We start from the raw sequence: 12,801 nt of genomic DNA, 5'->3' as shown, positions 1-12,801 counted from the left end.
GTCTGGGCAGACATGCCTGTGCGGGCTACCTCCGGTGGCCAGCAGCAGCTGACAAGCCTTGCCAGGGCGTTGGCTCAAGAGCCGAAGATCCTGCTCCTCGACGAGCCAACCAGTGCGCTTGATATCACCCACGAGACGTCGCTGGCGGAGGTCTGCTTCCGGACCGAGCAAGTAAACGTGTGTTTCGCTGGAATTACATCACCTAAGCCCCACACGTAGGCTGCAGACTCGTGCGACGCCGCCACGGGGTCGCACTCCACAAAACGGTCGGGGGCAGAAATGGCGGGCCTAGCCGCTAGCCATGCCGCAGCTAGGTCTGTGTGGGGAGTCTCGGCTACTGCGGCGTGGATATAGACGCCGCGTCGTAAGCGGTAGATCAGGTTTTCCGCCGACAGTCGTCCAAGAGTGTTAGCATCAATGCCATCATTAGCAGCCTGGGTAGCGGTAAACATTCCATTCTGAACGTACGCAATGCTGCACAGTGCTCGTAGAGATTCCAGTAACTTTATGCCACTAGGATAACGAAAAATCTACTTTTCTATCGTTCATGTTGGTAGAAAAGCAGATTTTGTTAGCACTTTGGGTTTTCGTTTTTTTGAGGGGCTGGCTAGGGTCTAGTCGAAGGTGGGGGACTCGTCCCGGCCGCGCTTCAACTCAAAGAAATGCGGATACGTACCCAAAGCCACCGCAGCATCAAACAACTCACCCGCCTGCTCACCGCGCGGGATACGCGTTAACACCGGACCAAAGAACGCGCGATCCCCAAGCTCAATCACAGGCGTACCAACATCATTGCCCACACGCTCCATCGCCCGAGCCTGGAACTCCCGCAAGTGACCATCAACCTCATCAGTATCCGCGACGTCAGCAAACGACGCAGGCAACCCCACCTGCTCCAACGCCTGCGCAATAACCCCGTTATACGCGCCGAAACCCTGCTTGCCGCCCTGGCCACCGTTATGAATCAACGTGCCCATCGCCGTATACAACTCGTCAACCTTCTCCGGCCGCTCCAACGCCACCTTCGCGAACACACGCGCCGGGCCCCAGTTAGCCTGCATCTTCGCCTTATAATCCTCCGGTAACTCCTCGCGACCCTCATTAAGAACCGCAAGACTCATCGGAGCGAAAGTCACCGCGACGTCACGAACCTTCTCCACCTCCTTAATCCAACGGGAAGTCACCCAACAAAACGGGCAAGATACATCAAAATACAACGTCACAGGGGTAGGGGAAGTACTCATCACAAGGCTCCTTCTAGACGAAAAATCGATACCTAGCTTTCACCCACACCAACGCAGCCAGCAGTGCGAGTATTCCGCCGGCACCGCCAACTAGCGGCGACCCCACCGGCTGATATCAGTCGTGTCCGGCACGAGGCCATCCCGAATCTGCGCATAATAAGCCAACTTTTTTCGCAAGTAATCCGCACGCGCCTGCGCCTCAAGCAACCGAGCATCAGCGATATGCGCATACTTTTCAATCAGGCCCATACGCTCCGACAGTGTCTCATCGCCCCTAAGGCATTGCTGCACATACGCCCGAACATCCGCAATGCTCATACCGCACTCGCGGAGTACCTTCACCCCCTCTAGCCAGCCCAAACAATCCTCATTAAACAGTCTCTGATTGTTGCTGTCCCTCTGAACCGAAGGGACCAAGCCCCTGATCGCAGTAATAGCGAATCGTGTGAGCACTCAGGCCCGTTCGGTCGGCAACATCCTTGATAGTCAGATCCATAGCAACAGGATAAGCCGGCCCAACCACAATTTGCCTTCGAGCCACTCGAACCCTTTAGCGTGACAAGTGTCCTAGCCTGCAGGCCCCCACCACACGCCCGCCGGCTGAAGAAAAGCAGAAAGGCGGCAGCCATGCTCACCAAAACCATCGCCCCCAACGTAGAAATGCCCATGCTCGGCTTCGGAGTCTTCCAAGTCGACGACCGTGACCTATGTATCAACTCCGTACAAACTGCACTGAAAACGGGTTATCGACTCATCGACACCGCAGCCTCATATCAAAATGAAGACGCCGTCGGAGAAGCCATCCGCACCAGTGACGTCGCGCGCAAAGACGTTTTCATCACCACAAAACTGTGGGTTGACGACCAAGGCTACGACAACGCCCAAGCGGCCGTTGAACGATCCCTCAAACTCCTCGACGTCGACTACATCGACCTCTACCTCATCCACCAGCCCTACGGTGACTACTACGGATCCTGGCGAGCACTCGAAGAACTGAACCAACAAGGCGTAGTCCGAGCAATTGGCGTATCCAACTTCGCGCCCGACCGACTAGTGGACCTAGCACTACACAACCAGGTACTCCCCGCAGTCAACCAGGTCGAGACACATCCCTTCCACCAACAAGCACAAGCCCACTTCACCATGGAAGAACTGGGAGTGACACACGAAGCGTGGGCACCTTTCGCCGAAGGCAAAAACGGGCTATTCACCAACCCCGTACTCGCTGCAATCGGCGAAAGCTACGGCAAAACAACAGCTCAAGTTGTGCTTCGATGGCTGCTGCAACGAGATATCGTCGCGATTCCCAAGTCGGCAACTCCATCAAGGATCGAAGCTAACTTTGACATTTTTGACTTCGAACTGAATGCTGAAGACATGAAAGCCATCGCGGAGTTGGACCAGCCAACATCCCAATTCTTCGACCACCGGGACCCCGCGATGGTACGCATGCTCTCTGAAAGGCGCCTAGACCTGTGACACCACATACCCAGCCAAAAAACACCATGGGGAAAGAACGGCTAACAGCATTCTTTGATGCAGTCCTCGCAATCATCATCACCATCTTGGTGCTAGAACTGCCGAAGCCTGCCGAGCCCACCTGGGGAGCTTTCACTGGACTCTACCGCGAATATTTTGCCTTCACCCTATCGTTTTTCTGGCTGGGTTCACTGTGGATCCACCAGCACGACATGTGGCATCACATCAAACACATCGATGCGGCAGTCGTGCGACTATCAATGCTGACGCTGTTTTTCGCAGCATGGTTTCCCTACACCACCAGTTGGGTCAACGAGGAGTTCTACGCAACCGTCCCGCAAGCCCTCTACGGGCTCGTGGCTATTTTGGTCACGATCAGCACCATCGCACTCAACCGGTCTTTGGTTAAAGCCAACCCCGACAATCTTGAGTTCGAGCACCTTACGAATAGTCGAAATGGTTGGCTAGCAGCGGACCTGCTGATTAAAGCAGCAGGCTTTGCACTGTCCTTTATCTACCCACCCGCAGCGATGCTCGGTATCCTCATCGCCGCAGCATTCATCAACGTCGCACCGCGGGTGCGACGCCAGCGGTAGTACTATCCGAAGCTACCTTTCTAGGTGCACAATTGGATAGTCCCATCCCTGGCCGTCCCGGTCGCTGCGGGCGACCACGTGAAAACCCTTCGACTCGTAAAAAACGCCACGCGGACTCATTCTGCTCATTAACGTCCACCCGACGTGCCCCCTGACGCCCCACGGCGTCATCAAGCAAAAGAGTCCCGACGCCACAGCCCATCCAGTCGGGGTCCACGAACAACATCTCGAGTCCGTCGCCAGCAACACCTGAAAAACCCACAAGCTTGCCATCAACCACCGCAACCGTCAACGTGACGTGGGGGAAGAAACTAGTCACGAGTTGGGCCCGCAAGACATCGAAATGCTCAGGCTTAAGGAAATCGTGCGTGCCTGCCACACTCCGCGCCCACACATCCAACAGTGCCGGGTAATCCTCCGGGGCACGCGCCGAGCGCAGTGAGGCAGTAGCAGCACGTAAGCGTTCAATGCCCATCAGTGACCATCCCTTCTACTCCCACAGCAGTAACGGTGCACCATGTTACTGGTGATGCTCGAACCAGGAAGACTCGTGTTCATCCCGGCAGGTAACCTAGAAACCATGAGTGACACCCCCAGCCACCACAAGCGCCGCGCCGCCACCGACTACACCTCCACCAACTACTGCATCGCCTGGGCAGGCGCCTGGTGGGCCGTCTTGCTCGCCGTCATCGTCGTCTCATTTACCACCGGCAGCTTCGCGGATAGTCCCAGCAATTACCTGCACCTCGGTGTGTCCCTGATGGTCTACGTCATTCAAACCCTGGCGGTGTTCGGCCCGCGCGCGAAGAGCCCTGCCGCAAAGCTCTATCAGGACAATGTCCTCTACTACGCCCTAGGCCTGATGTTCGCTCTGGCTATGCTGCCGCAGAACGGCCTAGTCGCAACAATCCGCTTGGTGTTCTCCTTGGTGGTGCTGGTTGTGGCCGTGCGCTATTTCCGCGCAGCCCGCAGGCTTCGCGCCGAGCAGCGCTAGCCGCACACACAAAAACTGGCGGCCCCTTATGAAACGCGGGCCGCCAGCGATTTAGCCGCCTACTTACGGTTTTGATTAACCCGTCAACCAGCACACTGGGTGTCGAGCACGAGGTTTGTGAAGCCCTCGCGATTCTCCGACTTTGATTCACGAGCCAGCTTCAGCAGGCGCCTGTCGGTGCTGAGGTAGTAGGAAACCGGCGACAGAATGAAGAAAATTACGGCGATACCAACGATATTCCAGATCATGGTGCACGTTTTCGCCCGGCAGCGCCCGGCCGTACCGACTGGCGCCAGGTAGCGAGGAAACTAGAAGGGCACCCCGCAGCGGACGACCACATTCGAATACGGCACCACGGAACCAGTGCGTACCACGAATTTCGCGTCCGCAACCAGGCGTTTTAACTCCTCATGACTAACAACCTCTTGCTGGGCATCCGCAACATAGAGCGCAAGTTCCTCACCAAACGCAGCGGGGGCTTCCTTCGCCACCACCACAGACTCCGCCACAATATGCGGCAACAGGCGGCCGGTCACATCGAAGAACTCGGGGTATCCGAACTCCACGCTCACATCCACCACCGGCACATGCTCCGGGATAGGCAGTCCACAATCTGCAATCACAAACGAATCAGTGTGCCCAAGCTCGGCGGCATAGGCCAGCAGATCACGGTTGATTAATCCTTGCTTTAACACGGCAGTTCAGCCTCCTTATCTGGGTAAGAGACCTGCGCACCAGGATGCTGCACCGAGAAAGCCGCCACCCGGACCGCATGCTCCGCCGCAGCCACCAGATCACACTGATCCGGATGCGCCGCCATATGCGCCACGAAAGCACCAGCGAAGCAATCACCGGCGCCTGTTGTATCCACGGCGGTGACCTTGGGGCTCGCAACAGCAACAGGCTCAGGGGCATCTGCAGACGCAACCAGCGCACCGCGGGCACCAAGAGTCATCACAACCGACGCGAAACCAGCCTCCAGCAGGGCAGCCACACGAGCAGCATCGCCCGCCGGCACCGGCAGGCCAAGCTGCTCAAGCACCAAACCGCCCTCATGCTCATTGACCATCAACGGATCCGCAGCCAACAAGGCCTCACGATCCACCTCAATCACCGGAGCAAGATTAACCACCACGCGCCGGCCCGCCGCCACAGCCATGTCTACAGCCTGGGCAAAACCAGAAGCCGGAACCTCGCCCTGCAACAGAACCATCGCGGCGTCATCAATCACGGAACCATTGTCGGAGACAAACGCGGCGTCCACCTGCTCGTTCGCTCCGGGGATCACCACAATCGAGTTCTCCCCGTCATCCGACACCTGGATAGCAGCAAAACCAGTATTCGTGTCCAACTCGCGAGTGGCGGCCAAATAGACGCCGCTGGAACGCAAAAACTCCAGCGCGACATCGGCGTATGCGTCGCAACCATAGGCGCCAACAAACGCCACCCGCGCGCCCTGCAACGCCGCAGCAACAGCCTGATTCGCGCCCTTACCGCCAGCCGTATGCGTCAGAGAAGAACCCAACAGGGTCTCCCCGGGCTTCGGGTGGCGGGGCACACGCACAACCTGATCGGCGTTGATCGAACCAACCACCACAACATCAACAGACGGGGCAGCGGTCTTTGGCGAAACAGAACTAGACATACTTAGACACTCTCACACAGGTCAAACAAACAGTGAACGAGCTTTACTTGAAGTCGGCGACATTGTCCTTGGCGACGGTAACAACCTCGACCGGAACCTCGGCCTTAACCGGCTCACCCTTAGCCAGCTTTGCGGCCTGCTCAACGGCCTTCGCGCCCAGCTCACCGGGCTGCTGAGCAATGGTGGCCACCATGAGGCCGGACTCCACAGCCTTCAAACCATCAGCGGTGCCGTCGAAACCAACAACCATGACGTCGCTACCGGCGCGCGCACCGAGGGCCTCGAGTGCGCCCAACGCCATCTCGTCATTCTCAGCGAAAATAGCCTTCACGTTCGGGTGCGCCTGCAGCAGGTTGGTTGCCACATTCAAGCCCCGTCTACGAGGCAAACCCAGTGGCTCGGGAGCAGCTGGGGTTGTAGGGCAACCCGGATGGTTGTTAGAAAGTAAACTCCGACAGGCGGCGGCTGATCTGCACACAGTAGGTGGCAGCCACCAAACCCACCAACGCCGGAATAAACCAGCCATGGGAGCCCACCACACCCAACACAACGGCAAGCGCGGTCACCACAACCCACCCGTAGGCCGCACCCCGCCAACGCCTGGCACGAGCGGCGTATTCCACAGGGTTAGCCACGCGGGTGATGACGCCGCCGTGGCCCGCGTCTACCTCCACCAACGCGCTGGAGTGCAGGTGGAACACCTGTACGCATCGGATTAGAAGTAGCAGGCACACCAAGCCGCTGGCGCCAAGCAACGCTAGTTCCATTGTTCCTCCCCAAAATGTGCATCCTGATCAGCGAAAACATCGCCGTGTGGGTGCTCTGCTGTGTGGTCGATCGGGTAGGGGAGCTCATCGGGAACGACGGGACGGAACAACAGTTCCGCAGCACACGCCTGGGTGATGGAACCCGCCACTAAAGCGATGCCCGCAAGACCCATGCCGTTCGAATACACTGCGGATTCGCCCAAGCCCAACGCGTGCATGCCCATCATGGCGGTGCCTGCGCACGCTTCAACGAAGCTCGCGGCCATCGCCCAGCGCCACCGGTTCAAATTGGCCAACGCCGAGGGCCACATCAGGTGCGGCTCGAAGCCCGCGGGAAGGGTGCTTACCCGCGGGCGCTCCAAGAACTCTTCTCCAAAGAACAGTCCAGCCGGTTCAGTAGCCCCCAGTTGTCCAGCAGCCTGCGTGGCAACAACCGTGTCCGCTGTGTCTGCCGTGTCTGCCGAGTCTGCCGGTTCAATCCTGTCGATAGTGTCGACAGTGTTAGGGGTGTGCGCCGAATCTTCTTCGTCGCTGTGGCGGAGCATTGCCCGCAGCGCGGACTCTTCCTCCGCTTTAGTCTCCGTCGCGACAGCAGCAGCATAGGCACTTACCCCGTGCACGCGGGCAAAATGCGCGGTGGGGGTCTCCTCTGATCGGGGTTCAGGTTGTGAGAGTGCCTCATCTGTGGTCCTGCGGCGGGGAGTGCGGCCTTCGCGTGCCAACAACTCCGCCACGCTAATACCCTTGTTGCCCTCCGGATCGGAGTGTATGCGTGGCGCGCGGCGGGGGAGAATCTGCTCGGGTTTTTCCCACACAGGCTGCTCAGCATTACTATCCGCAGGCGCATTGGCCATCGCGGCGTCATCATCAATATTGTGAGCAGGCCACGCCTGCTGCTGCTGCTCGGATGCCGGTGCCGACTGCTGGGGGAAAGAACCGGTTGTCAGGCGCGTCTGACCCTCAAAGGTGACAACAACATCAACGTTGTCAGGCAGATCGCGGGGCTGAACATTCACGCAGACATTCTTACCCGCAGCTGAGTAAAAAACCGGTTGCCCCGCCGCATGTTTCACACCCCGTGTTCAACCCACCGCAGTGAACCTTGCCTCACAGGATGGGCAACGCGGCGTCATGGATAATAGTCCCCATGACTACACCGACCACCAGAGTTCCCAACTCCCAAGCAGTACCCCTACTGCTTGCGCTCTTGGCTGCAGTGTTCGCCTTCCAACTCAACGCATCCATGCTGTCGCCGGCACTCGCAACCATGAGCCGGGAACTTGACGCCACCGACGCCCAAATCGGTCTGACACAAACCGCCTTCTTCACCGCAGCCGCACTCTTTTCCCTCTTCCTCCCGCGCTGGGGTGACTTGATTGGCCGCCGCAAAGTGCTGCTGGGCATGCTGCTGGCTACCGCCATCGGCTGCGTCGTTAGCGCACTAGCCCCCGGGGTGGGCACCCTGTTTGTTGGCCGCGTGATCCAAGGCGTTGCCGGCCCCACCGTCCCCATGTGCCTGATCATGCTGCGCGCACACGTGCCCAATGACAAGCAATACGCACTGCTCATGGCGATCCTCACCTCCGTCAACGGTGGTATCGCCGGTGTGGACGCGCTGGCCGGTGGGTGGCTAGCCCAACACTATGGTTTCCGCAGCATCTTCTGGGTGATGGCCTTGATCTGCGCCGTCGCCGTCATCGCCGTGTTCCTGCGCACCGGGGAAACTAAAGCGGCCGTCACCCAACCCATGGACTGGGTAGGTGTTGCACCACTTGTCATCGCTCTGGGTTCGGTACTGATCGCCTTTAATGAGGCCGGCAAACTCGCCGACGCCCGCTGGTGGCTGGTGGCGGTGCTCATCGTCGTCGGCATTATTGGTTTCGTCGCATTCTGGAACGTCGAAAAGCGCAGCCCGCACCCGTTGGTGACCACCGAGTATATGCTTCAGCGCCGCACCTGGGCTCTGCTGTCGACCACCCTGTTGACCATGACTGGTGTGTTCGCCGTGATGAACGGCCTGGTGCCCAACATTGCCCAAGCCGGAGGCATCAACGCCGACGTCGTCTCCTGGTGGACACTGACCCCCTACGCCCTCGCCGGCCTAGCCATGGGGCCTATCACCGGCAAGCTCGCCGCCAAGCTGGGCTACAAGCTCGTCCTGCAAATCGGTCTGGTCGGCACCGTCGCCGGCCTGGCAGTATTGTGGCTGCTCAGTGACGGAATCAGCCGCACAGCATTGCTTCTGCTGTCGCTGTTTATCGGCATCACCTATGCGGGCATGTCCAACATCATGCTCAACGGCCTGGGCATCGTGCTATCGCCCGCGGACAACCAGGGCTACCTGCCGGGCATGAACGCCGGCGCCTTCAACCTGGGTGCGGGCTTGAGCTTCGCGATCCTGTTCGCCGTGTCCACCGCGGCAAGCCCCAGCGCGGGTATCTTTGCGGGTGCCGTCATTTTGTTGCTCGCGGCCGCAACCTCCACGCTGATCCCCGCGCCCGCACGCACCGAAGACAGCAACTAACACCACTGTTGAACGCTAGGAAAGAGACCAAAACCCATGCGTGACATCATCCTCGACTGCGACCCCGGACACGACGACGCCGTCGCCATCATCCTCGCCGGCGGCAATCCCGCCATCAATCTGCTGGGTGTCACCACTGTCGGCGGCAACCAGACCCTGCCGAAGGTCACCCGAAACGCACTCGCTACCTTGCGGGTCGCCAGGCTTGATGACGTCGCGGTCTACCCCGGTTGCGATCGCCCCCTGGTCCGCAGCGTGGAGGTCGCCGAAGACATTCACGGCGACAGTGGCCTCGACGGAGTGGAGCTGCCCGAGCCCACTCACGGCCCGGAAGACACCCATGCGGTGGACTTCATCATCGACACCGTCATGAATAGCGAACCCGGCACCATCACGCTCGTGCCCACCGGTCCGCTGACCAACATTGCGATGGCCGCCCGCAAAGAACCCCGCATTGTTGAGCGCGTTCGCGAAGTCGTGCTTATGGGCGGCGGCTACCACGAAGGCAACTGGTCAGCCGTGGCGGAGTTCAACATCAAGGTCGACCCAGAGGCCGCACACATCGTGTTCAACGAGCCCTGGCCGGTGACCATGGTGGGCCTCGACCTCACCCACCAGGCCCTGTGTACCCCTGAGGTGGAAGAAAAAATCAAGGCCCTGGGCACAGAGGCCAGCGAATTTGTCGTCGGCCTCATGGGCTTTTTCCGCAAGGCCTACCAAGCCAACCAAGACTTCGTCGACCCGCCGGTGCACGACCCCTGCACCATTGCCTACCTGATTGACCCGAGCGTCGTCAGCACCCGAAAAGTCCCCGTCGACGTGGAGCTCAGCGGAGCACTCACCACCGGCATGACGGTGGCTGACTTCCGTGGGCCCGCCCCCGAAGACTGCCACACACAGGTGGCAGTCAAGCTCGATCACGGCCGCTTCTGGGAACTCGTCACCGAAGCGATCGCTGTGATCGAAACACGCTAGCGCTAGCCGTTTTGCTCAGAGCTTAAGAGTATCTCCGAAGGGGTGATCAGCGCCGAGCCGGGCTTATCAACGTGGGTGACATAGGCGCGCTCCGTGCTGCCCTGAATGATGTAGTCACCCACCCGGTAGCGACCACCGTTTTTACCCTCCACGCGCGACCATACGATCAACTCCTAGTAACAGATTTTTAGACTTCGGTGATGCGGGGGATAGCGTCCAACAATCGCTGGGTGTACGGAGAATCAGGGTTATGCAGCACGCGGCTTACCGGGCCTTGCTCCACAATCGAGCCCTCATCCAACACGATGACATCCTGGCACAATTCGCGCACCACGCCTAGGTCGTGGCTCACAAACACCATCGACAGGCCATAATCGATGCACAAATCCGTCAGCAAGTTCATTACCTGTGCACGCACGGACACGTCGAGGGCACTGACGGGCTCGTCCGCTAACAAAACATCCGGGCGCACACTCAACGCACGCGCAATAGAAATGCGCTGGCGCTGTCCGCCCGAAAACTCGTGCGGATAACGGCTGGCCAAGGCCGGATCAATACCGACCTCTTCCAACACCTCAGACACACGCGCCGGGTCATTAATACCCTGGGCGCGCAGTGGCTCGGCAACAGCATCGCCAATGGTCATCCGCGGATCCAAAGAATCAAAAGGATCCTGGAACACAGCCTGCACCGTGCCCTTGGCAGTCACAGAACCCGCAGTGGGCTCGCTGAGCCCCGCCAGCAGTTTGAGCAACGTGGTCTTGCCCGAACCGGAACCACCCACAACACCCAAGCGCTGATGGCGGTAGAGGTTCAAGTCCATCGGATGCAATGCCGTGTACTGCTTCGAGCGGCCGAACAACGTGCGACCGTACGCCTTTGAAATGCGATCCGCGCGCAACACGACGTCATCATCCGTGCGCGATACCTCCCGCCACTGCGGTCGGGCCTGAGCCACCCCCGGCGCATAGCCCGCCAACTGGGAGGAGGCCACCGTATACAAATGACCATCAGCATCGCGAGCAGACAAATCAGACGCCGCGAGCAACCCCTTGGTGTAGTCGTGCTGAGGATCGCGCAACACCTGATCCACAGGACCGGTCTCCACCAAAACACCGTCTTTCAGCACCGCGATGTTATCGCAGGTCTGGGCGACCAAACCAAGATCGTGGGTGATGAACAACAGAGCAGTGCCGCGTTCGGCAACCAAAGCAGAAATCAACTCGACGATGTCTTTTTGCACCGTCACATCCAACGCAGTGGTGGGCTCGTCACAGATCAACACATCCGGGTCATTAGCCAACGCCATAGCGATCAACACGCGCTGGCGCTGGCCACCTGACAACTGGTGGGGATAACGGCCCAACAGCTCTTCGGCCAGGCCAACCTCGGCGGCCATCTGCTTCAAGCGATCCTTCGATGGGTTACCACCATGCAGAGAAATGACCTCCGCCAGCTGCTTATTGACCCGCATCAACGGATTCAGCGCCGTCATGGGTTCCTGGAACACCATCGAAATACGCTTGCCGCGCAGAGCACACAGGCGCTTTTCGTCCATACCGAGCAACTGCTGGCCCTCGAAATCGATGCTGCCAGACGCACGCAGGTTTTCGGGAAGCAACCCCATGATCGATAGGGCAGTGATGGATTTACCGGAACCGGACTCGCCGATGAGCCCCAGGCGCTGGCCGCCACTAATAGTTAATTCGAGCTGCTCCAATAAAGGCTCGCTGGCCGCAATGGTGAGTGAATCAATCGCTAGCGTGCTCATGCTCGCTCCTTGGTTTTCGGGTCGAAGTAGTCGCGCAAACCATCACCTAGCAGGTTGAAACCCAACACGGTGAGGGCAATAGCTAGACCTGGCCACAAAGCCAACTCTGGTGCCGAGGACAAAGACGCCTGCGCGCTGTGCAGCATCCGCCCCCAACTGGGATTCGGCGGGGGAGTACCCAAACCGAGGAAGCTCAACGCGGCCTCCGCCAAAATCGCCAGGGCGAAAGATACAGAGCACTGCACGATCAACATTCCGGAAATGTTCGGCAATACGTGCTTGAAAGCGATAGCCGGGCCGGAAACTTTACTGAGTTTTGCCGCAAGGATGTAGTCGCGGCTGAGCACCTGCAAGGTACCGGCGCGAGCCACCCGGGCGAAACCAGGGATAGTAGCAATGCCGATCGCGGCCATCGCAGACGCCGTCGACGCCCCGAACATCGCGCCGGTGACAATAGCCATCAGCAACGCAGGAAACGCCAGCAACAGGTCTGAACCGCGCATAATGACCTGCTCCAACCATCCCCCGCGAACAGCGGCCAGCACACCCAAGGGAGTACCCAAGGTGGCACCAATACCCACTGAAATCAAGCCAACATACAGGGTGATGCGCGAGCCCACCATCAGCGCAGACAGCACATCGCGACCGTAACGATCCGTGCCCAACAGATGCTTGAGCGACGGTCCTTGGAGACGGTCAGCGGCAATAGCGTGGATGGGGTCGTAGGGCGTCCACACAAAGCTCAGCAGCGCGGTAATAAAAACAATGCCCACGATCGTGGCGCCAATTTTCAACGTGCGGTTCAT

Annotated in this window: 18 protein-coding genes and 2 pseudogenes; 6 read left to right on the top strand and 14 right to left on the bottom strand. The window is 59.1% G+C overall.

Translation table 11 applies throughout. From position 1 onward, the window contains the following. Window positions 1-12: 12 nt before the first annotated feature. Window positions 13-219, top strand: coding sequence for an ATP-binding cassette domain-containing protein (locus tag CARG_RS10755; protein WP_407637016.1), 207 nt, complete (start codon window positions 13-15; stop codon window positions 217-219). A gap of 143 nt (window positions 220-362) precedes the next feature. Here the strand turns inward: CARG_RS10755 and CARG_RS10750 are convergent. The 4 genes and pseudogenes from CARG_RS10750 to CARG_RS10610 all read right to left on the bottom strand — a co-directional run. Beyond that, window positions 363-452, bottom strand: a pseudogene (locus tag CARG_RS10750) (hypothetical protein); the annotation flags it as partial. 162 nt (window positions 453-614) lie between these two features. Then, on the bottom strand, window positions 615-1,244 hold the full coding sequence (locus tag CARG_RS07150; protein ID WP_041747084.1) for a mycothiol-dependent nitroreductase Rv2466c family protein: 630 nt from the start codon (window positions 1,242-1,244) through the stop codon (window positions 615-617). Window positions 1,245-1,334: 90 nt separating this feature from the next. Continuing rightward, a complete protein-coding gene (locus CARG_RS07145) occupies window positions 1,335-1,661 on the bottom strand; it encodes a MerR family transcriptional regulator (protein WP_169733213.1) in 327 nt (108 codons plus the stop codon). Beyond that, entirely contained in the window at window positions 1,615-1,740 is a 126-nt protein-coding gene (locus CARG_RS10610; RefSeq protein WP_081761648.1) for a MerR family DNA-binding transcriptional regulator, read from the bottom strand. The genes CARG_RS07145 and CARG_RS10610 overlap by 47 nt, the downstream gene beginning before the upstream one ends. 131 nt (window positions 1,741-1,871) lie before the next feature. Between CARG_RS10610 and CARG_RS07140 the strand changes: the two genes are divergently transcribed. Beyond that, complete coding sequence (locus tag CARG_RS07140; RefSeq protein WP_021011977.1) at window positions 1,872-2,723, top strand: aldo/keto reductase; 852 nt, start codon at window positions 1,872-1,874, stop codon at window positions 2,721-2,723. Further along, window positions 2,720-3,319: a TMEM175 family protein gene (locus CARG_RS07135; protein ID WP_021011976.1), complete on the top strand. Its 600-nt coding sequence runs from the start codon at window positions 2,720-2,722 to the stop codon at window positions 3,317-3,319. Before CARG_RS07140 ends, CARG_RS07135 begins: the two co-directional genes overlap by 4 nt. Here the strand turns inward: CARG_RS07135 and CARG_RS07130 are convergent. Continuing rightward, window positions 3,285-3,794, bottom strand: a complete 510-nt coding sequence (locus CARG_RS07130) for a GNAT family N-acetyltransferase (RefSeq protein WP_236620137.1) — start codon at window positions 3,792-3,794, stop codon at window positions 3,285-3,287. The genes CARG_RS07135 and CARG_RS07130 overlap by 35 nt on opposite strands. Before the next feature lie 105 nt (window positions 3,795-3,899). Here CARG_RS07130 and CARG_RS07125 point away from each other — a divergent pair, with 105 nt between their 5' ends. Then, complete coding sequence (locus CARG_RS07125) at window positions 3,900-4,313, top strand: hypothetical protein (RefSeq protein ID WP_144198591.1); 414 nt, start codon at window positions 3,900-3,902, stop codon at window positions 4,311-4,313. Window positions 4,314-4,396: 83 nt separating this feature from the next. Here CARG_RS07125 and CARG_RS10275 read toward each other — a convergent pair whose 3' ends face one another. From CARG_RS10275 to CARG_RS07100, 6 genes and pseudogenes are all read right to left on the bottom strand, one after another. After that, window positions 4,397-4,561 carry a hypothetical protein gene (locus CARG_RS10275; RefSeq protein WP_021011974.1) on the bottom strand — a complete coding sequence of 55 codons (165 nt, stop codon included), beginning with the start codon at window positions 4,559-4,561 and terminating at the stop codon, window positions 4,397-4,399. Between the two features lie 60 nt (window positions 4,562-4,621). After that, the gene (rbsD, locus tag CARG_RS07120; RefSeq protein WP_021011973.1) at window positions 4,622-5,008 is read right to left on the bottom strand and encodes a D-ribose pyranase; all 387 of its coding nucleotides are present in this window, start codon (window positions 5,006-5,008) and stop codon (window positions 4,622-4,624) included. Beyond that, the gene (locus CARG_RS07115; protein WP_021011972.1) at window positions 5,002-5,958 is read right to left on the bottom strand and encodes a ribokinase; all 957 of its coding nucleotides are present in this window, start codon (window positions 5,956-5,958) and stop codon (window positions 5,002-5,004) included. The genes rbsD and CARG_RS07115 overlap by 7 nt, the downstream gene beginning before the upstream one ends. A 43-nt stretch (window positions 5,959-6,001) precedes the next feature. Further along, a pseudogene (locus CARG_RS07110) lies at window positions 6,002-6,340 on the bottom strand (substrate-binding domain-containing protein); the annotation flags it as partial. 55 nt (window positions 6,341-6,395) lie between these two features. Then, window positions 6,396-6,725, bottom strand: a complete 330-nt coding sequence (locus CARG_RS07105) for a hypothetical protein (protein ID WP_021011970.1) — start codon at window positions 6,723-6,725, stop codon at window positions 6,396-6,398. Beyond that, a complete protein-coding gene (locus tag CARG_RS07100) occupies window positions 6,716-7,741 on the bottom strand; it encodes a hypothetical protein (RefSeq protein ID WP_021011969.1) in 1,026 nt (341 codons plus the stop codon). The genes CARG_RS07105 and CARG_RS07100 overlap by 10 nt, the downstream gene beginning before the upstream one ends. Before the next feature lie 131 nt (window positions 7,742-7,872). Here CARG_RS07100 and uriT point away from each other — a divergent pair, with 131 nt between their 5' ends. Together uriT and uriH are read left to right on the top strand one after the other, a co-directional pair. Continuing rightward, on the top strand, window positions 7,873-9,249 hold the full coding sequence (gene uriT / locus CARG_RS07095; protein ID WP_021011968.1) for a uridine transporter UriT: 1,377 nt from the start codon (window positions 7,873-7,875) through the stop codon (window positions 9,247-9,249). 36 nt (window positions 9,250-9,285) lie between these two features. Next, window positions 9,286-10,224 (top strand): uridine-preferring nucleoside hydrolase UriH, encoded by a 939-nt coding sequence (gene uriH / locus CARG_RS07090; RefSeq protein ID WP_021011967.1) that lies wholly within the window; start codon window positions 9,286-9,288, stop codon window positions 10,222-10,224. A 2-nt stretch (window positions 10,225-10,226) separates the two neighbouring features. Here uriH and CARG_RS10270 read toward each other — a convergent pair whose 3' ends face one another. Genes CARG_RS10270 through CARG_RS07080 form a run of 3 tightly spaced genes read right to left on the bottom strand, consistent with a single transcriptional unit; the run spans window position 10,227 to window position 12,801 of the window. Further along, a complete protein-coding gene (locus tag CARG_RS10270; protein ID WP_169733212.1) occupies window positions 10,227-10,394 on the bottom strand; it encodes a hypothetical protein in 168 nt (55 codons plus the stop codon). A 17-nt stretch (window positions 10,395-10,411) separates the two neighbouring features. Next, on the bottom strand, window positions 10,412-11,995 hold the full coding sequence (locus CARG_RS07085; RefSeq protein ID WP_021011965.1) for a dipeptide ABC transporter ATP-binding protein: 1,584 nt from the start codon (window positions 11,993-11,995) through the stop codon (window positions 10,412-10,414). Beyond that, window positions 11,992-12,801: an ABC transporter permease gene (locus tag CARG_RS07080; RefSeq protein ID WP_021011964.1), complete on the bottom strand. Its 810-nt coding sequence runs from the start codon at window positions 12,799-12,801 to the stop codon at window positions 11,992-11,994. Before CARG_RS07080 ends, CARG_RS07085 begins: the two co-directional genes overlap by 4 nt.

Origin of the sequence: Corynebacterium argentoratense DSM 44202, from assembly GCF_000590555.1 — a bacterium.
Classification (GTDB): Bacteria; Actinomycetota; Actinomycetes; order Mycobacteriales; family Mycobacteriaceae; genus Corynebacterium; species Corynebacterium argentoratense.
This window is presented reverse-complemented; position numbering and strand designations above follow the sequence as displayed.